Below are 26,318 nucleotides of genomic sequence, written 5' to 3'. Positions count from 1 at the left end.
TTGCCCGAAGGCCGCCCTACCTCTCCAGAACGCTCGCCGCCCGCGCCAGTTTTTCGATGCCGGACCAATCGCCCGAAGCGACCATGGCCGAAGGTGCCACCCAGCTGCCGCCCGCACAAATCACGTTTGGCAAGGACAGGTAGCTCGCCGCGTTTTGCGGGCTCACTCCCCCTGTCGGGCAGAACGAAATCTGTGGCAAGGGTCCGCCAATCGCCTTGAGCGCTGGAGCGCCGCCCGATGCCTCTGCGGGGAAAAATTTCAACATGTCGTAGCCGCGCTCATAAAGTCGCATCGCTTCAGATGCCGTGGCAGCGCCCGCCAGCAAAGGCAACTCCTCTGCCTCGCATGCGTCGATCAAAGCATCCGTGGCACCGGGTGAGACGCCAAACGTCGCGCCAGCCGCCTTGGCGTTTTTCACATCCTGTACCGTCACGAGCGTGCCTGCACCAACGACGCCACCTGTCACCTTGGCCATTTCCGCGATGACGTCCAGCGCGACTGGCGTGCGCAACGTTACCTCAAGCGCGGGCAACCCGCCTGCCACCAGCGCTTCGGCCAGAGGTCGGGCATGGGTGACATCATTGACGACCAGCACCGGAACGATCGGGGCAAGCCCGCATATCTCTCTGGCACGTCTGCTGGCATCCTGCGGTGTCATTGGAATATTCCTTCCTGGAAAAATACGGTAGCACCTGTGTCTGCTGTGCTGACAGTCCGTCTGAATTGCGCAAAAAGCTCCCGCCCCAGCCCGAATTCATTTGCGCCAAGGTTGGCGCGCACCGGTTCGCGATTAAGCACGCCCGGTGTGACAATTTCCAGATCTCCGGTCACCGCATCGACACGCAGAATATCGCCATCCTGCAATTTCGAAATCGCGCCACCGTCGAGAGCTTCGGGGCTGACATGGATCGCTGCGGGAACAGAACCGGAAGCCCCGGACATTCTGCCGTCGGTGACCAGCGCGACATTGATGCCGCGCGCCTGCAGGTTTTTCAGCAGCGGCGTGAGGCTGTGCAGTTCCGGCATGCCGTTGGCTTTCGGGCCCTGAAAGCGGACCACTACAACCGTGTCTTCGTTGATTTCGCGCGCCTTGCAGGCGGCTTTGACCTCTTCCTGATCATGGAAAACACGCACCGGCGCCTCGACAATCTGGTGTTCGGGTTTCACCGCCGACACCTTCATCACCGCATTGCCCAACGACCCGCTGAGCCGCTTGAGCCCACCGGTTGCCTGAAACGGATCCGTTGCCGGGCGTACGATCTTGAGGTTCAGGCTTTCTTGTGTACCCGGCTCCCAAACCACCGCGCCATCTTTCAGCTTGGGTTCGCGTGTATAGACCTCCAGACCGCCGCCGCCGACGGTTTTGGTATCGGGATGCAAAAGACCCGCCCCAAGCAGCTGCCCGATCAGATAACCCAGGCCGCCCGCTGCGTGGAAATGGTTCACATCAGCCAGACCGTTTGGATAAATGCGCGCAAGCAGTGGCGTCACCTCGGAGATGTCCGAGAAATCCTGCCAGTCCAGAATGATGCCACCGGCACGCGCCATCGCCACCAGATGGATCAGCAGATTGGTGGAACCGCCCGTGGCGTTCAGGCCCACGATTCCGTTCACAAAAGCCTTCTCATCCAACACATCGCAAACCGGCAAATAGGTCTCGCCAAGGTCGGAGTAAGACAAGGCGCGCAAGGCACCGGCTTTGGTCAGCGCATCGCGCAATTCGGTGTTGGGGGTCACGAAACTGGTGCCTGGCAGATGCAGCCCCATGAATTCCATCAGCATCTGATTGGTATTCGCCGTGCCGTAAAACGTGCAGGTGCCGGGCCCATGGTAGGCGGCCATTTCGGCCTGCATCAAGGCGTCGCGCCCAACCTCTCCGGCGGCGAATTTCTGGCGCACAAGCGACTTTTCATCGTTGGAAAGGCCCGATGTCATCGGCCCCGCAGGCAGGAAAACAGTTGGGATATGCCCGAAGGTCTGTGCCGCAATCACCAACCCGGGCACGATCTTGTCGCAAACACCCAGATAGACCGCTGCATCAAAGGTATTGTGGCTCATGGCAATACCCGTGGCCATGGCGATCAGGTCACGGGAAAAAAGGCTAAGCTCCATGCCCGGCTCGCCTTGTGTGACGCCGTCACACATTGCCGGAACACCGCCCGCCACCTGGGCTGTGGCACCGGCCTCCCGCGCCGCGGTGCGGATCAGTTCCGGGTAGCGTTCAAATGGCTGATGCGCCGACAGCATGTCGTTGTATGTCGTCACGATGCCCAGATTGCCAGCGCTCTCGTTGACCATGGCGGATTGATCCGGTCCGGCGCCAGCGTAAGCATGCGCCTGCCCGCTACAGCTCAAATGAGCCCGCGCCGGCCCTTTTGACCGCGCCGCCGCCATGCGACCGAGGTAGTCGTTCCTCGGCCCTTCGCTGCGCTTGATAATGCGATCAGTGACGCGGGCAATGGTGTCATTCAAAGTCATCTTGGTTCCTTCCGAGCCTGAAAGCTCAGTTGCTGGTGCCAGATGGGAACGTCAGGTTTTCGAAAGCTCGGCCAGACGGCGACCGGTATCGACCATGCGGTTTGCAAACCCCCATTCGTTGTCATACCAGCTGACGACCCGAACCAGACCGTCCTGGGTCACACTTGTCTGAGGCGCGGCAAAGCTGGAGGAATGCGGGTCATGGTTATAGTCAATCGACACGGTCGGGTCAGTCTCGTAAGACAAAACGCCCTTTAGCTCGCCCTCTGCGGCAGCTTTCATGGCCGCATTGATCGCCTCCTTGGTCGCAGGCTTTTCGGGCACAAAAGCCAGATCAACGAGCGAGACATTCGGCGTCGGCACCCGCACCGCAGAGCCTTCAAGACGCCCCTCAAGATGCGGCAGCACCAGCGAAATCGCCTTGGCGGCACCTGTCGATGTCGGCACCATCGAAAGAGCGGCCGCCCGTCCCCGGTAAAGATCTTTATGCGGCGCATCGTGAGAAGGTTGATCGCCCGTATAAGCGTGAATGGTCGTCATGTAACCGGTCTTGATGCCGAATTCCTTGTCCAGCACGTAGGCCACCGGCGCCAGGCAGTTTGTCGTGCAGGAGGCATTGGAAATGACGATGTCATCCTTGGTCATGTCCTTGTGGTTCACGCCGTAAACCACCGTCCGGTCGGCCCCTGCCCCGGGTGCCGAAATCAGCACGCGTTTCGATCCGTTTTCAATATGCTGAGCGGCCTTCTCACGGGCTGTAAAAAGCCCTGTGCATTCCATCGCCACGTCAACGCCGTCCCACGGCAGTTCAGCCGGGCTGCGGATCGCGGTAACCTTGATCGAATGGCCGTTCACCACGAGGGCGTCGCCCTTGACTTCCACATCGGCCTGCAAGCGCCCATGAACACTGTCATACTTCAGCAGATGCGCAAGAGTTTCGGGGGTGGAGAGATCATTGATCGCAACAACTTCCATATCCGAAACCCGGTTTTCGACCAGCGCGCGCAGCACACCTCTGCCGATACGTCCAAATCCATTTATCGCCACTGAGTGAGACATATTCGTCCTCCTGAAAACATTCATTCTGCGCAGTTTCCCGCAATCCGGGACTTGTTAGCGCTAACGACCACATTTGAACGGAAACTGCAATGGTAGATTTCGCCGCAGCCTACAATCCGCGCATCGGCTTCATCATTTTTCGATTTAACTCAACTTGTGGTCCTGGCGGATTGTGTCACCAGACAAGCACGCTTTCACCGGTCGCGCCAAGCCCTTTCGAGGTCAGGTCAAATCGCCGTCATTCAGAAAGACCAAGTCGCTGGGCAGCGAATTATCCTCAAGGCGCCCGGCGTTCTTCAGATCATTTCCTTCGGCACGCTTGGTCGCTTCGGGCTTTGGCAAACCCTCTACCAGCCATCGATCAATGAGGCGTGCGCGCAAGACATGCATTGGCACAGACAGTTGAACCCGGACATCCCAGTAATCGGACAAACTCCGCCAGCCAGGGGCATCAAACAAAAGGTAGTTGCCTTCGACGATCACCGTGTCGCAGTCTTCTTGCAGCGTTCCCGCGCCTGCAATCGCAATATCGCGCGCGCGGTCAAACAGCGGGTAGTAGACCGATGATTGACCCCCAAGTGCTGCAACCAGACGCGCCAGCCCACCCGCATCAAAAGTCTCCGGCGCACCTTTGCGGTCTAGCAGTCCCATCGGTGTCAGAAGGCGGTTGTCGAGGTGAAAACCGTCCATTGGCACCACCTGGGCTGCGGACCCTCGTGCGGTCAGGTCTTGCGCGAGGCGCTCGGCCAGCGTGGATTTACCGCTGCCCGGTGCTCCCGCCAACGCCACCAATCGCCGCGTCGATTTACGCGGTGCCGCGACAATCTCCTCCGACAACGCCGCAATCGAAGTCAAAGTGCGCGTCATGCAGCTACGTTTTCCATTGGTGGCTCCTTGGCCCCCGTCATGAAGGCAACAGCGTCAGACATGGTATAATCTTTGGGATCGATCACGCAAAGGCGCTTGCCCAACCGGTGCACATGAATGCGGTCGGCCACCTCGAAAACATGCGGCATGTTGTGGCTGATCAGAATGATCGGAATGCCACGTGATTTCACATCCAGTATGAGTTCCAGCACACGGCGGGATTCCTTGACACCCAAGGCCGCTGTCGGCTCGTCCAGGATGATCACTTTGGAACCGAAGGCGGCAGCCCTTGCGACGGCCACACCCTGACGCTGCCCGCCCGAGAGGGTCTCCACCGCCTGATTGATGTTCTGAATGGTCATCAGACCAAGCTCGGTGAGCTTGTCGCGGGCGATGCGCTCCATCTCGGCCCGATCCAGTTGACGCAACCACTTGCCCCGAAACCCCGATTTGCGGATTTCGCGGCCCATGAACATGTTGTCGGCAATCGACAAGGCGGGCGACATGGCCAGTGTCTGATAAACGGTTTCTATCCCCTCGTTACGCGCATCAATGGGGGAGGTAAAGTTAACCTGCCTGCCCTCCAACCAGACCTCTCCCTCATCCGGGATCACGGCACCCGAGACGGCCTTGATCAGGGAAGATTTTCCGGCACCATTGTCCCCGATCACCGCAAGAATTTCGCCGGGCATCAGGTCGAAATCGCAATGATCCAGCGCAGTAACCTTGCCGTAACGTTTTACGAGGTTGCGTCCTTTGAGAATAGGTTCCATCAGACCGATACCTTTCTGATCCATTGATCCACACCGACAGCACCGATAATCAGCGCGCCGATCAGCAGATACGTCCATTGCGCATCCGCGCCCATCAGGCGCAGACCCAAGGTGAACACCCCGACAATCAACGCCCCAAAGAGCGTGCCCATGATTGAACCGCGCCCGCCAAACAGGGAAATACCACCGATCACCACCGCTGTGATGCTCTCGATATTGGCAAGCTGGCCGGAGGTCGGAGAAACCGAGCCAATGCGGCCCACCAGCGCCCAGCCCGCGAAAGCACAGATGAGACCTGCCAGCATATAGACGGAGATCAGCGTTTTCTTGACATCCACGCCCGACAGTTCCGCCGCCTCGGGATCGTCACCCACGGCATAGACATGCCGCCCCCAAGCGGTGTGTTTGAGGGCATAGGCCAGCACAAAAACCAACAGCAGCATGAAGACCACGCCAAAGGTCAGCCGCGCCCCGCCCAATTGGATGGTATTGCCGAAGAATTGCAGCAGCGGAGCCTGCGCCTCGATATCCTGCGAGCGGATGGTTTCATTGGCGGAATAGAGGAAATTCGTCGCCAGAACGATCTGCCACATACCCAGCGTCACGATGAAAGGCGGCAGCTTGACCCGGGCCACCAGCCAACCGTTGATAAAGCCGATGAGAGTACCGCAAAGCAGCCCGCAGGCCACCGAAATTTCCACCGGAATACCGTAGCGAAAGGTGAACTGACCCATAACCACGGAAGACATCACCATGATCGCCCCGACGCTGAGGTCGATACCTGCAGTGAGAATTACGAGGCTTTGCGCGGCGGCAACGATCCCGACAATCTGTACTTGCTGCAAAATCAGCGTGAGCGCGAAGGGCGAAAAGAATTTAGTGCCCAGCAGCAGCCCGAAAATAACGATCGAGGCCACAAGCACGATCAGGGGCACCAGCGACGGGTTGACATGCAGCAAATGCTGGATGGTTCCGACGACACCACGATGTGTATCCTCGAACTCTGCTACGGCCTCTGGCTGCTTTTTCAGTTCGGTCTCAAATTCTTGTGCTTTTCCGGATGCGTCAGACACGAAATCCCCCTCCCGTTCAACGGGTGATATCCATCAACTCGTTTTTTGCAGTTTGGCAGACCGAGACAAAAATGTCTCGGTCAGTTGCAGCGCGCAGTGCTGCGCGCTGCGGTCTACAAGGATTAACCCCAGCAGAGATCTTTGCCTTCGGAGACGGAAATCGACTCGACGCCCTCCGCCGGTGCATCCGTTACAAGGGCAACGCCCGTGTCAAAGAACGCTTTGCCCGGTGTTGGCTCAGGCTTCACGCCCTCGTCCGCCCATTTCTTGATCGCCTCGACCCCCAGCGACGCCATCAGCAGCGGATATTGTTGCGATGTCGCACCGATCACCCCATCAGCCACATTCTGGACACCGGGGCAGCCGCCGTCGACAGAAACGATCAGCACTTCCTTTTCGCGGCCAATCGCCTTCAGCGCCTCATAGGCACCCGCTGCGGCCGGTTCGTTGATCGTGTGAACGACGTTGATTGTCGGATCCTTGGCGAGCAGATTCTCCATCGCGCGACGCCCACCTTCTTCGTTACCATCGGTCACATCGCTCCCGACGATACGGGCGTCATCCTCGTCACCGATCACGTTGGGATCCGCGAGATCAATACCAAATCCGTCCAGAAAGCCCTGGTTGCGCAGCACATCAACTGTGGGCTGGCTCACGTTCAGATCCAGCGTGGCGATCTTTGCGCTATCCGCAGCATCGCCCAATTGCGAACGGGCCCATTCGCCGATCAGCACACCTGCTTTGTAGTTGTCGGTCGCAAAAGTCGCATCTGCCGCATCAATCGGTTCCAGCGGTGTATCAAGAGCAATCACCAGCAGGCCCGCATCGCGCGCTTGCGTGACAGCGGAAACGATCGAGGAAGTGTCTGACGCCGTGATCAGAATACCTTTGGCGCCATCCAGAATGCAGGTTTCGATCGCCTGAACCTGGGTTTCATGGTCACCATCGACCTTACCGGCGAATGCCTTCAGCGTCATGCCAAGCTCGGCCGCCTTGGCCTCCGCACCTTCCTTCATCTTAACAAAGAACGGGTTGGTATCTGTCTTGGTAATCAGGCAGGCAGTGATACTGTGACCATCCGCGAGCGCCACGCCACTTGTCGCGCCCAATGCGCTCAGACCAAGGATCGTGCTGGCGAGTAGTTTTTTCATGTTTCCCTCCCAAGGAAAATTTCAATTGCTTTGTTCAAGACGCAGGCAGCGCGCCTCCCCTGCGGAATCCTCCCCAACAGGTTCTGGTTAAGACACATCATTTCAGATCAAGTGTCAATAAATAAATAAACTTGATTTATTAATTCGAAAAGTTGATATTACCTAAGGAAATAAAGGCGTGGACGACCTTATGGACGGCAACAAGGTCAAAGGATTAAGCAGCGGCGTGAATCAGCGCGGGGTGCGCAACTACAACGAGCGCCTGCTTCTTTCCATGTTCATGCGGCATGGTCCGATGCCCGGAAGTGACCTTGCGCGAATGGCCGGGCTGTCTCCTCAAACGGTTTCTGTAATTCTGCGAAAACTGGAAAAAGACGGCCTGCTGGCACGCGGCGCACCTCAGCGTGGCAAGGTGGGGAAACCCTCCATTCCAATGGATTTGTCACCGGAGGGTGTGTTTGCCTTTGGGCTGAAAATCGGACGGCGCAGTGCTGAATTGCTCCTCCTGAATTTCAAGGGAGACGTGATCAAACAGGTGCATCTCTCCTACCCTTATCCGCTACCGGAAACCGTTTTTGGATTTCTCGAAGACGGGATCGATCAATTGATGGAGGAAATGAGTGCCGCGCAACAGTCCCGCATTTGCGGCATTGGCGTTGCTTCCCCTTTTGAGCTCTGGAAATGGCATGATCTCTCTGGTCCGGCTGTAGAAGACTTCAGTTCCTGGAAGGACACTCGGTTCGCTGAGGAGGTGGCCAAATTCAGTACCCTGCCGATTTTTGTCTGCAACGACGCAACCGCCGCCTGCCGCGCCGAACACCTTTACGGGCTCGGCAAGGAGTATCGCGACTATGCGTATTTCTACATCGGCTCTTTCATCGGTGGTGGCGTGGTTTTGAATCACACGGTTTTCGAAGGCAATCAGGGCAATGCGGGCGCTCTGGGGTCTTTGCGCAGCACTGGGCCGCTCGGCGAAAGCCGCCAGCTGATCGATGTGGCCTCCCTGCATTTGCTCGAAGGGCGTCTGGTCGAGGTTGGGTTGGACCCCAAGCGGCTATGGCAGATGCCGCAGGACTGGAACGATCTGACGCGGTATGTGGACCCCTGGATCGGCGAGACGGCACAGGAACTGGCCAAAGCCGCCTTGTCGATATGTTCGGTCATTGATTTCGAGGCCATCCTGATAGATGGGGCCTTTCCGGATTCGGTGCGGGCGGAGCTTGTCGAAAGGGTCCGGCGTTATCTGGTCACGCAAGACACGCGGGGCCTGCTGACGCCGCGTATCGAAGCTGGCGATATCGGGTTTAACGCGCGGGCGATCGGTGCGGCAAGCGGCCCGATCTTTTCGCAATATTTTCTGAATACCAATGCAGGTCTGTCTTCTGTGTAGGCTTCAGAGGGTCTGCCGCATGGCACCCACCAGATGGCTTGAGGACAGCGCGCAGGGGTTGGATTTCATCGAAGAGGCTTTGGCGGCCTCCTCGGCTATGGCATCCAAATCAACGTCTCCGGCGATCCATTGGTCAAGCCGGGGGACCCGCCATTGGTCCAGCAAATCCGGCAATCCATGGAACACATCCGAACGATCAATCCCAAATGCGGAACCAAGCCAATCTGCGACCTCGTCAAACCGTGTGGTTTCCTTGCCCTCCTGCACCAGATGCTCAGCATTGGCTGACAGCACCGGCCCCAGGAGGCGACCGCAAACCAGACCATGAGGCGCGCCGAGACGCCCGCCCAACACCCCGGCCAGACCGTGCACAGCGCCAAGACCAGCGTTTGCAAGCGCCAGACCACCGGCGAGGCTCACGAATGCCATCTCGTCGCGGGCCTGGGCGTCGTCCCCGGCCGCCAACCGCGCAAGGGCGTAGGCACCGCGTGGAATGGCGTCCCGGCAAAGCGCATCTGTCAGCGGGTTTGCACGTGTGGAAAGATAGGGTTCTATCACCTGTGTCAGCGCGTCCAGCCCCGATGCTAATGTCTGCGCACGAGGCAGATTATCCGTCAGCGCCGGGTCAATGATGGCGACATCCGGAAGCATGCGATCATCGCGCAGGCTCACCTTGCGACCGGCATCCGGCACGGTGATAACGGCGTTCTTGGTGACTTCCGCGCCCGTGCCGGATGTGGTTGGCATCGCCACGAAGGGCAGCGGATCATGCTCAAGCGGTTTGGCCCCTCCGACCCCTTCGAGATGGTCCAAAATTGTTCCGCTAGCTGGCAAAAGCGCAGCAATCGCCTTGCCAAGATCGATAACCGCGCCGCCTCCGACGGCAACCACTGCGTCAACCTTTGCCGCGCGGCCCATCACCAAAGCCTGTTGCACGTCGTCAATTGTCGGCTCACCTGCGCTGATCGCCGTCGCGCAGAGCGCACCCGATCCGTTCAGATCGGCCTCCAACTGATCGGCCCAAGCGACAGATCGCCCCCGCACCAGCATGATCCGCCTGCCACATGCACGCAGTTCGCTGGTGACCTGATCACAGGTGCTCCGGCCAAAAATGACGCGACCCGCGGTCAGAAAGCTGAAGGCCGGGAGTTTCAAAAACGCATGGTCGCGTCGACCGCGCGTTTCCAGGCACCGTATTTTTCGGCACGCACCGCTTCGCCCATTTGAGGCGCAAACTGACGTTCCAATGCCCAGTTCTTCGCGAATCCTTCCATATCCGGATAGAGGCCCGCACGTTGACCGGCCAGCCATGCAGCGCCAAGCGCCGTTGTTTCCAGCACTTCCGGGCGATCCACCGGCGCGCCAATGATGTCGGACAGAAATTGCATCGCCCAATCAGAGGCTGACATCCCCCCATCGACCCGTAACGTGGCCCCTGCCCCTTCGCCTTGCCAGTCGGCTTGCATCGCCTCCAGCAAGTCGCGGGTTTGGTAGCCGACGCTTTCCAACGCGGCTTTTGCGTATTCTTCCGGCCCCGAATTGCGTGTCAGGCCAAAGACAGCACCTCGACATTCTGCGTTCCAATAGGGCGCACCGAGGCCCACGAAAGCAGGCACCAGCACAACATTCTGATTGGGGTCCGCCTTTTCAGCCAGAGGTTGGGTTTCGGCGGCGTCACGGATGATTTTCAAACCGTCGCGCAGCCATTGCACAACTGCCCCGGCAACAAAAATCGACCCTTCGAGCGCATAGGTCGGTTTGCCATCGAATTGATACGCAATGGTTGTCAGCAAACGGTTCTTGGACGCCACGGCCGTTTCGCCCGTGTTCAACAAGGCAAAACAGCCGGTGCCATAGGTGGATTTCAACATGCCGGGCTCGAAACACGCCTGCCCGATGGTGGCGGCCTGCTGATCTCCGGCAACGCCCAGAATGGGGATCGGACGGCCAAAGAGATCAGGCCGCGTCGTGCCGAAATCCGCGGCACAATCCTTGACCTCGGGCAGCATCTGCATAGGGATATCAAAAAGATCACAGATCGACGTGCTCCAGCGCCCCTTGTGAATGTCATAAAGTAGCGTGCGCGCGGCATTGGTGGCATCGGTCACATGCGCAGCACCCCCCGTGAGCTTCCAGATCAGGAAACTGTCAACGGTGCCAAAGAGCAGCTCCCCCGCCCGCGCCCGGTCGCGCGCGCCGTCCACATGGTCTAAAATCCATTTCAGCTTTGTGCCGGAGAAATACGGGTCCGCCAGAAGCCCCGTTTTTGCCGTGATCATCTTGTCATGCCCGGCCTCGCGCAATTCACGACAATAATCCGCCGTGCGGCGATCCTGCCAGACAATCGCGTTGTGGATCGGTTTGCCCGTTTCCTTTTCCCAAACGACCACGGTTTCACGCTGGTTGGTGATGCCGATTGCCGCGATATCATCCGGTCCAAGCCCTGCCTTTTCGACGGCAGCCCGACATGTTCCAGCCGTGGTTGACCACAAATCATCTGGATCATGCTCGACCCAACCGCTGTCTGGAAAGTGCTGCGGAAATTCTTCCTGCGCGCTGGATTTGATCTTCATATTGGCGTCGAAAACGATCGCGCGCGAAGATGTGGTTCCCTGATCAATCGCAAGAATATGGGTCATGGTTCCCCCCGGATATCACTGAATTCTGCTGGGCGATTTTGCCCATGAAAAAGCCGGGGCGCAAGCGAGCGCCCCGGCCAAAAGTCAAAGAGTTACTGCCAGGACTTGATCAGCTCGTCGTAGCTGACGGTCTGTGGCTCTTCGTCTTCGTTCTCGAGCTTGGCATAAGGCGCACCGGGCTGGCCGAACCAGTGATCCGCACTCATTTCCTCGTTCATCACGGGACCCAGATCACCCTGAACACCTGCGCGTTCCAGACGCTCAAGTACTTTTTCCTGATCGGCGCAAAGTGCATCCAGCGCTTCCTGAGGTGTTTTCGCACCGGACATTGCGTCGCCGATGTTCTGCCACCACAGCTGCGCCAGCTTCGGATAATCCGGAACGTTGGTGCCGGTTGGGGACCATGCCACCCGCGCAGGCGAGCGGTAGAATTCCACCAGACCGCCCAACTTGTCGGCACGTTGCGTGAAGTGATCCGCGTCAATTGTGGATTCGCGAATGAAGGTCAGACCAACGTCAGATTTCTTCAGGTCCACCGTCTTGGACACCACGAACTGCGCATAGAGCCACGCGGCCTTGGCGCGGTCCACAGGCGTTGATTCCATCAGCGTCCAGCTGCCTGCGTCCTGATAGCCGATCTTCTGACCCTCTTTCCAGTATGCGCCATGGGGCGAAGGGGCCATGCGCCACTTGGGCGTGCCATCTTCGTTCATCACAGGCAAATCCGGCAGAACGGTTGCGGCGGTAAAGGCCGTATACCAGAACATCTGCTGGGCCACGTTGCCCTGCGCCGGGATTGGTCCGGCTTCGCCGAAGGTCATGCCAGCAGCCGCAGGCGGTGAATACTTCTGCAGCCATTCGATCGCCTTGGTCACCGCGTAGACAGCCGCAGGCGAGTTCGTCGCACCACCACGTGCCACACAGGACCCTGTGGGCTGGGAGTTCTCGTTCACACGGATACCCCATTCATCGACTGGCAGACCGTTTGGCTCGCCAACGTCGCCCATGCCCGCCATGGACATCCACGCGTCGGTGTAGCGCCAGCCCAATGAGGGATCTTTCTTACCGTAGTCCATGTTGCCAAAGACTTCGCCATCGACACCCATGTGGCTCAGGTCACGGCCGGTGAAGAATTCGGCAATGTCCTCATAGGCCGACCAATTCACCGGAACGCCCAGATCATAGCCATATTTCTCTTTGAAATCAGCCTTGTTCTTGTCGTCGTTGAACCAGTCATAGCGGAACCAATAGAGGTTCGCGAACTGCTGTGTGGGCAGCTGGTAGAGCTTGCCATCCGGGCCGGTGGTAAAGGATGTGCCGATGAAGTCATCGACGTCTAGTGTGGACAGGGTCACGTCTGCGCCCTCGCCCGCCATCCAGTCGGTCAGGTTACGCACCTGCTGGTAGCGCCAGTGCGTACCGATCAGGTCGCTGTCGTTGACATAGGCGTCATAGATGTTCTCACCCGACTGCATCTGTGTTTGCAGCTTTTCGACCACATCACCTTCGCCAATCAGGTCATGGGTGACCTTGATGCCGGTGATCGCGGTGAAAGCCGGGGCCAGCACCTGAGATTCGTACTCATGCGTTGTGATCGTCTCGGAGACGACCTTGATTTCCATGCCCTCGAACGGCTTGGCCGCATCCACGAAGAATTGCATCTCCGCTTCCTGAGCGGCGCGGTCGAGCACGGAGAGCCCGGCAATCTCGTTGTCGAGAAACGCCTTTGCTGCTTCCATGTCGGCCCAGGCCGGCAGGGCCATGCACGCGACCATCGCGCCCACAGCTGTGGTTGATTTCAAAGATAAGTTCATGATTGTCCTCCCAAGACGTTATTGAACTGTTTTTATCAGACCGCCCGGACGTTTCCGGACGTGCCGTTCTTTCTGGTCTAAACCCAGCGGAACACCGCCACGGCATAGACCAGACACGCCAACAGCGCATATGGCTGTGGTGCGACCTCAAGACCCAGCCAGATCAGATTGATGAAGGCTGAGCCCAACAGCGTGATGAACAAACGATCACCGCGCGTGGTTTCGATCCGAAGAATGCCCACGCGGGGTGTCTCCGGGTATTTGATTGCAAGTATCGTGAAGGTGATCAGCAGGCACGCGATCACCCCGAAGAAAATTGCCGTCGGTACGGTCCATGCCATCCAGGCCATTATTCATTGTCTCCATCTTTCGGCAGAGGTTTTAATTCCATAAGTGCCCATTGCTTTGGATTTCCCATTCGACCTCTGGCACCAATGTCTATGAGCAAGCGCTTCGCCGTTTCCAAATCTGCGCCTACCGTGCCTCTGAGCGTGCTTAAACTTCGCCATTCGTAAGTCGGATCACGAAGCATTTTGTCGAGCATTTTCTTTTGCACGCTTTCCAACTTCTTTCGTTCACGCTCTTTGTATTTGTGTACGAAAATCTGACCAAATACGGTCACCACTCCACCAACAACGCCGCCACTGATCGCAGAGATCAACGGGATATATGGCTGAATCGTGGCTGTCGCTTCAGCGCTCATCACACCCTCCCCAGGGCGAAGCCCTTGGCGATGTAGTTGCGTACAAAATAGATCACCAAAGCCCCCGGCACGATGGTCAGCACGCCCGCTGCCGCCAGCACGCCCCAGTCGATGCCTGCCGCGCCTTGGGTCCGGGTCATGATCGCGGCGATGGGTTTGGCATCCACGGTGGTCAGGGTCCGGCTCAGCAGCAGTTCCACCCATGAGAACATGAAGCAGAAGAACGCCGCCACACCAATCCCGCTCGCAATAAGCGGCGTAAAGATGCGGATGAAAAAACGCGGGAAGGAGTAGCCGTCGAGATAGGCGGTTTCATCAATTTCCTTGGGCACGCCGCGCATGAAGCCTTCGAGGATCCAGACCGCCAACGGCACGTTGAAGAGGCAATGCGCCAATGCCACCGCGATATGCGTGTCGAAGAGACCCACCGACGAATAAAGCTGAAAGAACGGCAGGGCAAAGACCGCAGGTGGCGCCATTCGGTTGGTCAGCAGCCAGAAGAACAGGTGTTTGTCGCCCATGAAGGAATAGCGGCTGAACGCATAGGCCGCAGGCAGTGCTACAACAAGGCTGATCGCCGTGTTCATGACCACGTAGATCAGCGAGTTAATATAGCCGATATACCAGCTCTCATCGGTCAGGATTTTCACGTAGTTCGCCAGCGTCAGGTTTCGGGGGAACAGTGTGAATTCGCCCAAAATCTCCGTGTTCGTCTTGAGGCTCATGTTGATCAGCCAGTAAATCGGCAGGAGCAGGAACAGAAGATAGAGCCCCATGACAATGGCCGATCGGTTTACACGGGGGCTCTTGCGACGGCCAAGTTTGACCTCGCTTTGGGCCGCTTTGCCGGAAAGCGTTCCGGCACCGGGTGCTTGAATGGTGGTATCAGACATCACACACCGTCCCTTTTGTCGAGGTTCGTCATCACTGTGTAAAAGACCCATGAGATCAAAAGGATGACGAGGAAATACATGATCGAGAATGCCGCCGCCGGTCCAAGGTCAAACTGCCCCAGCGCCATTTTCACAAGGTCGATGGAGAGGAAGGTCGTGGCATTGCCCGGCCCGCCGCCAGTGACCACGAAAGGCTCGGTGTAGATCATGAAACTGTCCATGAACCGAAGCAGGATCGCGATCATCAGCACGCCCGCCATCTTCGGCAATTCGATATAGCGGAAAACAGCCCAGCGACTCGCCTGATCGATCTTGGCGGCCTGATAATAGGCGTCCGGAATGGATTGCAGACCCGCGTAGGCCAGAAGCGCCACCAGCGACGTCCAGTGCCAGACATCCATGACGATCACGGTGATCCAGGCGGCCAGAATGTCCTGGGTGTAATTGTAGGAAATTCCCATCTTATCAAGCGTGTAGCCAAGCAGGCCAATGTCCACGCGGCCAAAGATTTGCCAGATCGTGCCGACGACGTTCCAAGGGATCAGCAGCGGCAGGGACATGAGCACAAGGCAGAACGACGCCCAGAATCCGCGTTTGGGCATGTTCAGCGCCACATAGATGCCCAAGGGGACTTCAATGGCCAGAATGATCGCGGAAAATGTCATCTGCCGCCAAAGCGCATCCCACATGCGCTCCTCTTCGAGCATCTCCTTGAACCACTCCAAACCGGCCCAGAAGAACTGGTTGTTCCCGAAGGTATCCTGCACCGAATAGTTGACGACGGTCATCAGCGGCACGACCGCGGAAAACGCGACCAGAACCAAAACCGGCAGCACCAGAAACCATGCTTTTTGGTTGACTGTCTTGTTCATCAGGCGGCCTCCCCTGTCGGTGAAATGCGCCAGTCATCAGCGTAAACATTGATGCCTTGCGGATCGAAGGTGATTTTCTGAGCATCGGTCGAGATAATGTCGTTTTCCCCGGCAATGGCGCTGATCTCGCGGCCGGCAACGTCGAGCCTGACGATCTTGTGTCGTCCCACATCTTCAACCCGCGTGATGCGCGCGGGCACACCGGCCTCGCCCTTTGAAAGATTGACAAATTCCGGTCGCACGCCAAGCTGGAGCTTGCCGTCCTGGGGTGCGTAGCCCGCCCCCAGCGGCACCTTGACCCCAGCGATCCGGGCAACGGCGCCGTCAATTTCCGCATCAAAGAGGTTCATACCGGGTGAGCCGATAAAATAGCCGACAAACGTATGCGCGGGCCGCTCGAACAATTCCTGCGGGGTGCCGATCTGTACCACCCGCCCATCGTACATGACCACAACCTTATCCGCGAAAGTCAGCGCCTCGGTCTGGTCGTGCGTGACGTAAATCATCGTGTGGCCAAACTCGTGATGCAGGGATTTCAGCTGTGTTCTGAGTTCCCATTTCATATGCGGGTCGATAACCGTCAACGGTTCGTCAAAGAGCAGCGCATTCACGTCCTCGCGCACCATGCCCCGCCCCAGGGAAATCTTCTGCTTGGCGTCCGCCGTCAACCCGCGTGCCTTGCGGTTGAGCTCTGCTTCCATGCCGATCATCTTGGCGATCTGATTGACGCGTTCAGCCACATAAGCAGGTTCCGCCCCACGGTTGCGCAGCGGAAACGCGAGATTGTCCCGTACCGTCATGGTGTCGTAGACCACAGGAAACTGGAACACCTGCGCGATGTTGCGCTCTGCCGTAGGCGCTTGCGTCACATCTTGATCGTTAAACAGAATGCGACCCTGGCTGGGGTGCAGCAGCCCGGATATGATGTTCAGCAAGGTGGATTTACCGCAACCAGACGCCCCCAAAAGCGCGTAGGCCTCGCCATCAACCCAGTCGTGGTTCAACTCTTTGAGCGCATAGTCATCTTCGCCACCCGGTTTGGGCAAATAGGAATGCGCAAGATTGTCCAGAGTGATCTTGGCCATTACGCCGCCTCCGCATAGGGTGCCGGGACGACAAGTTCGCCGTCCTGCGCAAAAATGTAGACATGCGCGGGATCGAGATAGACCTGCAATGCCTGCCCCGGCGTGAGGCTTTGCACGCCATGGACAAGTCCGACCCACCGTTCCCCGTGGTGTTCCAAATGTACGAACGTCTCCGACCCGGTGATTTCAGTGACCGAAAGCGTCGTGTTGAATGCCATCGTCCCCGCCACATGTGGCGAAAGCTCCAGATGGTTCGGTCGGAAACCCGCTGTGTATGTGCCGTCGGCCAGTTGCGCGGCTGCGGCCACTGCAGGAATGCTCTGCTGATCTCCAAAGGACAGCATGTTGCCCTTCTTGGAAATCTTGAGGAAATTCATTGGCGGGTCGGAAAATACACGCGCCGTGGTCGCGTTGACCGGCTTGCGATAAACTGACGGCGTCAGGCCGAATTGCGTGACTTTACCTTCCCAAAGTGCTGCGGTGTTGCCGCCAAGCAAAAGCGCCTCTTCCGGCTCAGTCGTGGCATAGACAAAAATCGAGCCTGATTTTTCGAATATCTTCGGAATTTCAGCCCGAAGTTCTTCGCGGAGCTTGTAGTCGAGGTTGGCAAGCGGTTCGTCCAGCAGCACCAGACCGGCGTTTTTCACCAGCGCCCGCGCCAGCGCACAGCGTTGCTGCTGCCCGCCCGAAAGCTCCAGCGGCTTGCGGTCCAGCATCCCTTCCAGCTTCATCAATTCGGCGGTCTCACGCACCTGCTTGTCGATCTCCGCGCGCGACTGACCCAGCAACCGCATCGGTGAGGCAATGTTATCATAGACGGTCATCGACGGGTAATTGATGAACTGCTGATACACCATCGCAACCTTGCGATCCTGCACCCGCATGCCTGTCACATCCTCACCGTTCCAGATCACGCGACCGGTCGCTGGCACATCCAGTCCCGCCATCAAGCGCATCAGCGACGTCTTGCCCGACAAGGTTGGTCCCAAAAGCACATTCATCGTGCCTTTTTGCAGTTCGATATCCGTTGGATGAATGTGGGTCGCCCCGCCAACGGTCTTAGACACCCCTTCAAGGATCAAGGTCATGTCCGCCCCCCAGTTTATTCCGCCGCATTGGACTGTCCCGCGGCCAGCTTTGCCCGCATGAATTTGTCCAAGACAGCAATTTCTTCATTCTCGAGCCGCAATCCCAGCTTGTTGCGACGCCAGACCACGTCTTCGGCTGATCGTGCATATTCTCGCGTCATCAGCCAGTTGATTTCCCGCTCGGTCAGGCTCGCTCCGAAGTTCTGACCTAAATCCGCTTCTTTGTCTGCGCTGCCTAGAACGTCCCAGCTCTCCGTTCCGTAAGCTCGCACCAAACGCCTTACCCAGAATTCCGACAGAAACGGGTAGTCCCCAGACAGGCGCGCGACCAAAGCATCGAAGCCATCAACCGCGAAATCCCCGCCCGGCAGGGCAACACCCGCTGTCCAGTGATCAGATGTGCCCGGGAAAAATGGTTTGATCTTGTCCATCGCGTCTTCGGCAAGTTTCCGGTAGGTTGTGATCTTGCCACCAAAGACATTCAAAATGGGCGCGCCACCGGAGCTATCAACGTTAAGCGTGTAGTCCCGCGTTGCCGCTGTGGCACTGCTGGCCCCATCATCATAAAGCGGCCGGACTCCTGAGTAGCTCCAGACAACATCCTCGGCCGTGATATCGGCTTTCAGATACTGGTTGACGAAAGTCAAAAGATAATCGCGTTCGTCAGGGGTACATTCAGGCTTCTGATCAGGATTTTCGTGTTCCGCGTCGGTCGTGCCGATCAAGGTAAAATCTGTCTCGTAAGGAATCGCAAATATGATCCGGCCATCGGTGCCCTGAAAGAAGTAGCATTTCTCGTGATCGTAAAGCCTGCGCGTAATGATGTGGCTGCCGCGGACCAGACGCACCCCTTCCGTGGAATTGATTCGTACTTTTTGCTGGATGATATCCCCAACCCAGGGCCCTCCGGCATTCACCAGCATCCGCGCTTTCAGCACTTTTTGCTTGGCGGTGGCACCCTCTTCGACGGTCACCTCCCAATGATCGTCAACGCGGGCCGCGCTGATCACTTTGGTGCGCACCAAGATATCGGCCCCGCGCGCCTCTGCGTCGCGGGCATTGAGCACCACCAGGCGCGAATCCTCGATCCAGCAATCCGAGTATTCGAATGCCTTCTCGAAACGGTCCTCTAACGGCTTCCCTTCAACACTGCTTCTCAGGTCCAGTGTCTTGGTTGCGGGCAGAATTTTCCGCCCCCCCAGATTGTCGTAAAGCATCAAACCGAACCGGATCAGCCACGCCGGACGGCGCCCTTTCATCCACGGCATGACAATGTTGAGAATCCGCGAAGTAGGTGTTGTGCCCTCGAACCGCATATCCCGATGGTAGGGCAGGATAAATCGCATCGGCCAACTGATATGCGGCATGGCTTTCAGCAGGATCTCCCGTTCAGCCAGGGCATGACGCACGAGGTTGATCTCGAAATACTCCAGATAACGCAGGCCACCATGAAACAGCTTTGTCGAGGCCGATGAGGTCGCAGAAGCGAGATCATTCATCTCGGCAAGCGCCACGCTCATGCCACGCCCCGCCGCATCCCGTGCGATACCGCATCCGTTGATGCCACCACCAATAACAAGGAGATCATAGGTCTGCTGATGCGACTTTTGCTTCGACACAAGACCCTCCCAATCATCGCGTGCGAATTCCGATCAAAGAGGTAACGCAGCCGTTACCGGCGATCAAGCGATATTTTTCGTTTATGTTCGTTTTTGATCGAAATCAATAAAACGAACCTCTCCAACCCAAAGACTGTAACTCACCAACAGGTTGAAGTTAAACATCATTTCCCGCATTTCGCGAAGAACTATAAGAGACCTGAGATTGTAGCTGCTCTGTGGACCAGCACCGACGTTCGCAAAATACGTTGCAATTTCAAGATGTTTTCCCATAGTCAGGATCAGGAGGACAGCCATGTCGCAGACTTTTCGCCATCCTGACATTCTAAAAATCGCCCAAAAAGAAGGCAAGGTGACGGTCGAAGGCCTGGCCGAGCATTTCGGTGTGACCCTGCAAACCATACGCCGCGATCTGACCGAACTTGCCGAAGCGAACAAACTTGAACGTGTGCACGGCGGGGCAATACTCCCCTCCGGCACCATAAACATTGAATACGAAGAACGGCGCAACCTGAATGAAGCGGCCAAACTTGAGATGGCGCGGACCTGTGCGCAGCACATCCCCGAGGGGTGCTCTGTTTTTCTCAACATCGGCACCAGTACCGAAGCCGTTGCGCGCGAATTGCTGCATCATCGCGACCTCATGGTCGTCACGAACAACATGAACATCGCCAACATCCTGGTCGACAATCCGGATTGCCAGATCATCGTCACGGGTGGCGCGTTGCGACGGGCCGACGGGGGCCTCGTCGGCAACATTACCATTGATACAATTCGACAATTCAAATTCGACATTGCTGTCATCGGCTGCTCCGCGATGGACGAAGACGGGGATTTACTGGATTTCGACGTTCAGGAAGTGGGCGTCAGCCAAACGATCATTGCACAATCGCGCAAGTGCTTCCTGGTCGCCGATCATTCCAAATTCGGACGCTCAGCTCCGGCGCGCATTGCGTCCATGCGGGCCCTGTCGTCTGTTTTCACCGACCGCCCCCTGCCCGGCGATCTGGCGATCCGATGCCGGGACTGGAACACCAGCGTTTTCGTCACATCCTGATCGTCAGTGAACCACCGCGCCGGTTCCGTGACAGGTTCATGTTTCTGGCAGCGCGGCCTGCTCGATTGATTTCAGCAGATCAACAAACCCCGCCGCCTGATGCCGCGCCGTTGCAGATCCTTTTTCGGCGGTGGCTAGATGGGCCTCTCCCACCACGCCCGCGGGGTTCAGATCGCGCGCAATCCACCCGTACGAAATCGGACCAATGGGTTGCAACACGCCGTGCTCTGCGGAGGAACCGAAATCCCGGGCGGCATCCATATCCACGGTATCTGGCCGGAAATGCAGCATCAATGACGTCTCCAGATCCCCACCATGAATACCAAAGCGGTTCTCTCGATCCGAAAAAACGCCATCGGGCACCCCAAAGGACCCCCATTGACATTTCACGGCAAGCATATTCGCCTGAACCCGCAACTCACGTGAGAGAATGGAGATCAGATCAAGATTGCCGCCGTGCGAATTGATCACTGCAAGCTTGCGAACCCCGGCGCGGGCCACGGAAAGGCCGATGTCTGTCCAGGCGTTCAAGGCTGTCGCCGCAGTCAGGGTCAACGTGCCCGCCGCCCACTGGTGTTCGTTCGATTTACCAACGGATTGAAGAGGCAGGATGCGCACATCCATATGGTCCGGCAACTGACAGCGCACCTCTTCCAGCATGCCGCGCGCGATTATCGCATCGGTTCCAACCGGAAGGTGCGGACCATGCTGTTCAATTGCCGCCGTGGGCAGGACGGCAATGGTCTTCATTGGGTCGATGCTTTCGAATGCCGGGGCCCGAAAATCGCCCCAATCCCAAGTTGCCGTCATATCTCTGCCTCTCTGGGCTCAGACTGGCCTGTGCCCATAAATCTATCCATCTTCCGGGCCACCTCTCTCAAATGAGTGCTGCGCGTTGCATTGGTCGAAGCGTCCATCCGGTAATGCGCGGCAAATGTCGTCTTGCAGCGGCGCGCGCAAATGGCCCGGACACCGCGTAACAGCGTCCGCCGGCCCGGTGACCCGATGAGATGGGTCACCCACCAGCTTGCGCCACATGTCGTAAAGACCCCTAGCCGGGTGATATGGGTCAACCCGGGTCGAATTTTCTGGCTTTGCGAATTCGGCAGTTTGAACGCGACGTCCGGCAACAATACGCGGTCCAGCCAGCCTTTCAGCATCGCCGGCATGCCATACCACCAGGTCGGGTAGACAAAGATCAACGTATCGCACCACAAGACATCGTCCACGTCTCTTTCGACGGGCGCACGATTTGTGGCGGCATCGGCATAGGTCTCAAATTCACCTGCGGTCAACACAGGCGCAAAATCTGCACCATAGAGATCCCGCAACCGCACCTCAGCGCCGGAGAACGCGAGCCGCTCCAGCACGACATCACGCACAGCAGATGTGTAGCTGCCTTCCCTGGGGTGGCAGTAAATCACGAGCGCCCGGGTCATGTGACATTGTCTCGCTTCAGACCAGGGTAGCTGTACATTTGACGAAAATCCCACTGCGCATCCTCCCAGGCGATCATCTTGCCCGGGTTCAGCAGCCCTTTGGGATCGGCCTCTCGCTTGAACGCCAACTGCCGCTCGTCCACCGTCTGCCGCCCGCCTTCCTCCAAAGTATACCGATGCGGGTTGAATACCATGGCACCCGCATCCTCATGCAGTTTTATGATCTCCTCAAGCCGTTCCACCGTGGTGAATTTCACAAGACTGAGACCCGCAAACATCACCTTGCCGTTTTCTCTCATCACCTCAAGATGTTGCAGGACTTCCGGGCTCAGGGCCTCTCTCAACTGCGCAATCTGTTCCATGTGTTCAGGAAAGCCATAACGAACCTGCAGATAGGTGATAGACGGGTCAACCTTCATCGCGCGCAATGTCGTGTGGTTCCAACCGTATTCAAAAATCATGCCGGGCGCGCGCTCCCAATCGGAGGCATCGCTGCGGTAAATCAGGCGCGTGGCGATGTGGCGCTCCAGGAAAGTCTCAAACCCATCCATCGACTGCGGCGCGACCATCAAAGCGATCAGATGGGTTGCTTCAGTGACATGCGGGGCGACGCGCTGGAAGTAGTTCTTGGCAATGGGCGCTTCAAATATTGTCGCCAACTTCAGCAGGATACCGTCTTCGTGGGCAAGGTCGTTGGCAAATTGCACTGCCTCTGCAAAACCGTCGGTGGCCACGAACATCTCGACCCATTCATAGGCAGGCGCCAAAGGCATTTGGATTTCGGTGATGATACCGTTGGTGCCATAGGCATGGCTGACGCGGGCTAAATCCTCCCCCTGAAACTCCAAAACACGCGGTTGCTGCTCCATCGTTATGACACGCAACCGGATAATGTTTCCCAGATCACGCAGGCCACCCCACGTGCACGAACCGACGCCGCCGGACCCGCCCGCGATGAACCCGCCAATGGTTGCGGTGGCCCAGGTGGACGAAAACATGCGGATTTCCTGAGCAGAATGGGCCTTGCAGGCGGCGTCGAGATCTTTGAGCAAACACCCAGGCTCAACCACCACACGACCGGGCTGAATGCTCTTGACCTGCGTCATGTGCCGCAGATGCATGACGCACCCACCAGCCAGCGGCATCGCCTGACCATAGTTGCCCGTTCCCGCACCTCTGACCGTAACCGGGACGTCATGCTCATAGCAGGCTTTGAGAATTTCGATGACCTCGGCCTCGGATCGGGGGCTGACGACGAAATCAGCCATCACACCATCAAGAGCGGCCTTCAAGACAGGGGAATACCAGAAGAAATCCCGGCTTTTCGCCTTTCGCGCGGCCGCGTTGGTCTCAATTTCGAGATGTTCCAGCGCGGCCATGGCTGCAGCAATGTTCGCTGTCATGGTGTCCTCATCAAATGGTCAAGCTCCGCATAATCCGGCAAGGTGCGTTCGATCTGAACGGCGTCACGCAGCACGATACGGTCAGATTGCGGGCGGGCAAAAAGCTCGGTCCAGGACCGCGCCCGGCAAATGACAAGGTCAGCAGGCGCGCCAGGTTTCAGGCTCGGAAGCTCAAACCCGCAAGCCCGCGCGGGATTGGTGGTGAAAGCTTCCACCCAATCCTCGGCAGAGTGATCCAAATGGCCGATGCGCGTGGCCTCGCGCATAACTTCGATCATGTCGAGGTCACCGTAGGCATAGAAAGGATCACGCGTATTGTCTGATGCAAATGAAACATTCACGCCCCGCGCCTTCAGTTCATGAACCGGCGCAATACCCCGCATGCGCGGCGTGCCGTGCTGACGATCCTGAAGATAAAGGTTGCACATGGGTAATGACACAACATGCACGCCCGCGCTTGCGACAAGGTCCATCGTCTCGGCCGCGCGGTCTTCAGTTTGCATCGACAACGAGCACAAATGGCCCACAACGACGCGGTTCTCAAATCCGGTCTCGAGTACGGCCTGTGCCACCATGCGCAGCGCCTCCGAGGTCGGATCGAGCGTTTCATCCACATGAAAATCTACATCCAGGCCACGATCCCCGGCGAGATCAAGAAGGGTCCTGATCCGATCTGACAGGTCGGAAACGGGATAGGCGACCATCCCCAGAATACCCCCGGCCCGCGCCACAAGATCGGCTGTCTGCACAAAGGAACCATCCCGTTCGACCGCCTCACATCCCACCAGGCAGGCGGCTTGCAGATCAATGCGCCCTTTCCAGGACGCACGGACCTCCTGAAGCACCGGCCAGGAAATCTGGTCCTGCGGCGGAATGCTGTCAATATGTGTGCGCATGGCCCGCGTGCCATGCGCGTAGGCACATCGCAATGCAAAATCCATCCGGGCAGCGACGTCATCGGCGTCCCAATGGGTTTGACGATCACTGGCCGCAGTTCGCAATGCGCCCTCAAAACTGCCGTCGGGGTTGGCGGCCCGGGGCCAGATGTGACCCTTGTCCAGATGAGTATGCATGTCAGTGAAGGCCGGGAAAACCATCGCGCCTTTCAGATCAACAGGCCGCCCCGGTTGGTCATTGATCTTGCCTTCCCGGAGGTGGAGGTCGATGGGTACAAGGTCCCCCGGCATCCCGATCAGACAGGCAGGTACTGTGAGATTTTGAAGCGTCAACGGACCGTCGGGCAGCGTCATAAAGTCCATCAGATATCTCGCTTCAGGGCGCTCTCATGCCATTTGCGCAGCAGCATATGGCTGAGAAAACTGAGACCAGCAAAGATGATCACGCCGGTCAATGCGATAAGAAAGAGTGCTGCAAACATGCGCGGTATGTTCAGACGATACCCGGCCTCCAGAATGCGGAATGCCAAACCGGATTTCAGCCCACCAGTGCCCGCGACATATTCCGCCACCACTGCACCGATCAGCGACAGCCCCCCGGCGATCCGCAGACCCCCCAGAAAATAGGGTAGCGCCGAGGGCAGTTGCAGGTAGCGCAAGGTTTGCCAGCGCGTGGCCCCATAGATGCGAAAAAGGTCCCGCAGGTTGTGGTCCGCCGAATTAAGGCCCAACGTCGTATTGCTGAGCACCGGAAAAAACGCCACCAGCCATGCGCACATGAGCAATCCAGCGATCCGGCTGTCAACGTAGATGAAAATCAGCGGTGCAATCGCAACGATCGGTGTGACCTGAAGAATAACCGCGTAGGGGTAAAAACTCATCTCAACCAGGCGTGATTGCGTAAAGATCACCGCCAGCCCCACCCCGCCGATGACCGCAACGGCAAGGGCCATCAAAGTGATCTGAACCGTTACAAGAAGTGCTTCAAAGAGGATTGCCCAATCCTCTATCAAGGTCTCCAGAACCAGCTTGGGTCTCGGCAGGATATAATGAGGAATTTCGTTCCAAACGACAACACGGTCCCAAAGGCCCAACACGATCAGGAGCACAAGGACGGGTAGAATCCACTTTCCACCTGCTTCAAGTCGCTGACGTCGAAGGCGCGCCAACTCCTCCTTGTCCGTCGCCATCTGACCGTGATCGACCACGCTCATGCCGCCTCGCCCATGGCAAGGCGCAAGGCGTCAGCAGCCTGCCGCGTGTAACCGGCGTATTCCGTGGACGTCCGAAAATCCTCATTGCGTGGGTATGGTGCATCCACGGACAGTTCAGTGACAACGCGCCCCGGTCTGGCCGCCATGATGACGATCCTGTTGGATAAGAATACGGATTCGAAAACCGAATGCGTCACGAATACCACCGTGCACTCGAACGCGTCTTTCAGCTTCAACAAGTCATTGTTCAACTTGAACCTTGTGATTTCATCCAGCGCGGCAAAAGGTTCATCCATCAGGATCAAACGGGGTCGGGTGACCATGGCGCGCGCGATCGAAACACGCATTTTCATGCCACCTGACAACTCCCTCGGATAACTGTCTTGAAACCCGTCCAACCCGACGAGATTTAATGCGTCGTCAATCTCCTTTGCGACTTCACCATAGACTTTGCCACGCAGTCGAAATGGCAGCCACACGTTTTGCGCGACTGTTGCCCAAGGCATCAAGGTCGCCTCCTGAAACACAACGCCAAGATCATCGGCGCTGTGCTCGCCGCTCCAAACGATCCGTCCCGCTGTTGGATGCACCAAATCACTGATCAACCGCAAGGCGGTGGACTTGCCGCAGCCGGACGGCCCCAATAAGGAGAGGAAGTCGCCCTGTCTGACCTGCAAGGACATGCCTTTCAGCGCGGTGATGTTCCCATTGAAAACCTTGTCCACCTGCTCCATGCGCAGCAATTCTATCTGCTGCGAGGACACTTCATCGCGTTCTCCCATTTCCCCCCCGAAGCCAGATGACC

The 26,318-nt window shown here is 57.6% G+C and carries 25 protein-coding genes; 2 read left to right on the top strand and 23 right to left on the bottom strand.

Annotated features, from left to right (window positions below; genetic code table 11):
* Positions 1–16 precede the first annotated feature (16 nt).
* The 7 genes from eda to Q0802_RS10075 all read right to left on the bottom strand — a co-directional run bounded on the left by eda (position 17) and on the right by Q0802_RS10075 (position 7,401).
* Positions 17–664 carry a bifunctional 4-hydroxy-2-oxoglutarate aldolase/2-dehydro-3-deoxy-phosphogluconate aldolase gene (gene eda / locus Q0802_RS10105; protein ID WP_298917838.1) on the bottom strand — a complete coding sequence of 216 codons (648 nt, stop codon included), beginning with the start codon at positions 662–664 and terminating at the stop codon, positions 17–19.
* Positions 655–2,478, bottom strand: coding sequence for a phosphogluconate dehydratase (gene edd, locus Q0802_RS10100; RefSeq protein ID WP_298917355.1), 1,824 nt, complete (start codon positions 2,476–2,478; stop codon positions 655–657). The genes eda and edd overlap by 10 nt, the downstream gene beginning before the upstream one ends.
* A 51-nt stretch (positions 2,479–2,529) precedes the next feature.
* Entirely contained in the window at positions 2,530–3,537 is a 1,008-nt protein-coding gene (gap, locus tag Q0802_RS10095; protein WP_298917352.1) for a type I glyceraldehyde-3-phosphate dehydrogenase, read from the bottom strand.
* Positions 3,538–3,759: 222 nt separating this feature from the next.
* On the bottom strand, positions 3,760–4,404 hold the full coding sequence (locus Q0802_RS10090; protein WP_298917350.1) for an AAA family ATPase: 645 nt from the start codon (positions 4,402–4,404) through the stop codon (positions 3,760–3,762).
* Positions 4,401–5,177 (bottom strand): ATP-binding cassette domain-containing protein, encoded by a 777-nt coding sequence (locus Q0802_RS10085; RefSeq protein ID WP_298917835.1) that lies wholly within the window; start codon positions 5,175–5,177, stop codon positions 4,401–4,403. The genes Q0802_RS10090 and Q0802_RS10085 overlap by 4 nt, the downstream gene beginning before the upstream one ends.
* Positions 5,177–6,250 (bottom strand): ABC transporter permease, encoded by a 1,074-nt coding sequence (locus Q0802_RS10080; protein WP_298917347.1) that lies wholly within the window; start codon positions 6,248–6,250, stop codon positions 5,177–5,179. Before Q0802_RS10080 ends, Q0802_RS10085 begins: the two co-directional genes overlap by 1 nt.
* Before the next feature lie 122 nt (positions 6,251–6,372).
* Positions 6,373–7,401, bottom strand: coding sequence for a sugar ABC transporter substrate-binding protein (locus Q0802_RS10075; RefSeq protein WP_298917344.1), 1,029 nt, complete (start codon positions 7,399–7,401; stop codon positions 6,373–6,375).
* Positions 7,402–7,591: 190 nt separating this feature from the next.
* Here Q0802_RS10075 and Q0802_RS10070 point away from each other — a divergent pair, with 190 nt between their 5' ends.
* Positions 7,592–8,791 (top strand): ROK family transcriptional regulator, encoded by a 1,200-nt coding sequence (locus Q0802_RS10070; RefSeq protein ID WP_298917832.1) that lies wholly within the window; start codon positions 7,592–7,594, stop codon positions 8,789–8,791.
* Positions 8,792–8,794: 3 nt separating this feature from the next.
* Here the strand turns inward: Q0802_RS10070 and Q0802_RS10065 are convergent, their stop codons facing one another.
* The 10 genes from Q0802_RS10065 to glpD all read right to left on the bottom strand — a co-directional run bounded on the left by Q0802_RS10065 (position 8,795) and on the right by glpD (position 19,504).
* The gene (locus Q0802_RS10065) at positions 8,795–9,946 is read right to left on the bottom strand and encodes an iron-containing alcohol dehydrogenase (protein ID WP_298917341.1); all 1,152 of its coding nucleotides are present in this window, start codon (positions 9,944–9,946) and stop codon (positions 8,795–8,797) included.
* Positions 9,943–11,430 carry a glycerol kinase GlpK gene (gene glpK / locus Q0802_RS10060; RefSeq protein ID WP_298917338.1) on the bottom strand — a complete coding sequence of 496 codons (1,488 nt, stop codon included), beginning with the start codon at positions 11,428–11,430 and terminating at the stop codon, positions 9,943–9,945. The genes Q0802_RS10065 and glpK overlap by 4 nt, the downstream gene beginning before the upstream one ends.
* A gap of 92 nt (positions 11,431–11,522) precedes the next feature.
* Positions 11,523–13,244, bottom strand: a complete 1,722-nt coding sequence (locus tag Q0802_RS10055) for an ABC transporter substrate-binding protein (protein WP_298917335.1) — start codon at positions 13,242–13,244, stop codon at positions 11,523–11,525.
* A gap of 77 nt (positions 13,245–13,321) precedes the next feature.
* Positions 13,322–13,594, bottom strand: coding sequence for a DUF2160 domain-containing protein (locus Q0802_RS10050; RefSeq protein WP_298917332.1), 273 nt, complete (start codon positions 13,592–13,594; stop codon positions 13,322–13,324).
* Positions 13,594–13,947 carry a hypothetical protein gene (locus Q0802_RS10045; protein ID WP_298917329.1) on the bottom strand — a complete coding sequence of 118 codons (354 nt, stop codon included), beginning with the start codon at positions 13,945–13,947 and terminating at the stop codon, positions 13,594–13,596. Before Q0802_RS10045 ends, Q0802_RS10050 begins: the two co-directional genes overlap by 1 nt.
* Entirely contained in the window at positions 13,947–14,840 is an 894-nt protein-coding gene (locus Q0802_RS10040; protein ID WP_298917326.1) for a carbohydrate ABC transporter permease, read from the bottom strand. Before Q0802_RS10040 ends, Q0802_RS10045 begins: the two co-directional genes overlap by 1 nt.
* Positions 14,840–15,712 carry a sugar ABC transporter permease gene (locus tag Q0802_RS10035; protein ID WP_298917323.1) on the bottom strand — a complete coding sequence of 291 codons (873 nt, stop codon included), beginning with the start codon at positions 15,710–15,712 and terminating at the stop codon, positions 14,840–14,842. The genes Q0802_RS10040 and Q0802_RS10035 overlap by 1 nt, the downstream gene beginning before the upstream one ends.
* The gene (locus tag Q0802_RS10030; protein ID WP_298917321.1) at positions 15,712–16,797 is read right to left on the bottom strand and encodes an ABC transporter ATP-binding protein; all 1,086 of its coding nucleotides are present in this window, start codon (positions 16,795–16,797) and stop codon (positions 15,712–15,714) included. The genes Q0802_RS10035 and Q0802_RS10030 overlap by 1 nt, the downstream gene beginning before the upstream one ends.
* Positions 16,797–17,885 (bottom strand): ABC transporter ATP-binding protein, encoded by a 1,089-nt coding sequence (locus tag Q0802_RS10025; RefSeq protein WP_298917318.1) that lies wholly within the window; start codon positions 17,883–17,885, stop codon positions 16,797–16,799. The genes Q0802_RS10030 and Q0802_RS10025 overlap by 1 nt, the downstream gene beginning before the upstream one ends.
* A 14-nt stretch (positions 17,886–17,899) precedes the next feature.
* Positions 17,900–19,504, bottom strand: coding sequence for a glycerol-3-phosphate dehydrogenase (gene glpD / locus Q0802_RS10020; protein WP_298917314.1), 1,605 nt, complete (start codon positions 19,502–19,504; stop codon positions 17,900–17,902).
* Positions 19,505–19,799: 295 nt separating this feature from the next.
* Here glpD and Q0802_RS10015 point away from each other — a divergent pair, with 295 nt between their 5' ends.
* On the top strand, positions 19,800–20,561 hold the full coding sequence (locus Q0802_RS10015; RefSeq protein WP_298917311.1) for a DeoR/GlpR family DNA-binding transcription regulator: 762 nt from the start codon (positions 19,800–19,802) through the stop codon (positions 20,559–20,561).
* Between the two features lie 36 nt (positions 20,562–20,597).
* On the opposite strand, the gene Q0802_RS10010 is transcribed toward Q0802_RS10015, so the two are convergent.
* From Q0802_RS10010 to Q0802_RS09985, 6 genes are read right to left on the bottom strand one after another with little or no spacing between them, the layout of a single operon-like run.
* Positions 20,598–21,371, bottom strand: a complete 774-nt coding sequence (locus tag Q0802_RS10010) for a creatininase family protein (RefSeq protein WP_298917309.1) — start codon at positions 21,369–21,371, stop codon at positions 20,598–20,600.
* Positions 21,368–22,000, bottom strand: a complete 633-nt coding sequence (locus Q0802_RS10005) for an NAD(P)H-dependent oxidoreductase (RefSeq protein WP_298917306.1) — start codon at positions 21,998–22,000, stop codon at positions 21,368–21,370. The genes Q0802_RS10010 and Q0802_RS10005 overlap by 4 nt, the downstream gene beginning before the upstream one ends.
* Positions 21,997–23,403, bottom strand: a complete 1,407-nt coding sequence (locus Q0802_RS10000; protein WP_298917303.1) for an FAD-binding oxidoreductase — start codon at positions 23,401–23,403, stop codon at positions 21,997–21,999. The genes Q0802_RS10005 and Q0802_RS10000 overlap by 4 nt, the downstream gene beginning before the upstream one ends.
* Positions 23,400–24,662 (bottom strand): cytosine deaminase, encoded by a 1,263-nt coding sequence (locus Q0802_RS09995; protein WP_298917300.1) that lies wholly within the window; start codon positions 24,660–24,662, stop codon positions 23,400–23,402. Before Q0802_RS09995 ends, Q0802_RS10000 begins: the two co-directional genes overlap by 4 nt.
* Positions 24,662–25,513 carry an ABC transporter permease gene (locus Q0802_RS09990; RefSeq protein ID WP_298917298.1) on the bottom strand — a complete coding sequence of 284 codons (852 nt, stop codon included), beginning with the start codon at positions 25,511–25,513 and terminating at the stop codon, positions 24,662–24,664. The genes Q0802_RS09995 and Q0802_RS09990 overlap by 1 nt, the downstream gene beginning before the upstream one ends.
* Positions 25,510–26,295, bottom strand: coding sequence for an ABC transporter ATP-binding protein (locus Q0802_RS09985; RefSeq protein WP_298917295.1), 786 nt, complete (start codon positions 26,293–26,295; stop codon positions 25,510–25,512). Before Q0802_RS09985 ends, Q0802_RS09990 begins: the two co-directional genes overlap by 4 nt.
* Between the last annotated feature and the right edge of the window lie 23 nt (positions 26,296–26,318).

This window comes from uncultured Roseobacter sp. (assembly GCF_947495275.1).
GTDB lineage: Bacteria > Pseudomonadota > Alphaproteobacteria > Rhodobacterales > Rhodobacteraceae > Roseobacter.
This window is presented reverse-complemented; position numbering and strand designations above follow the sequence as displayed.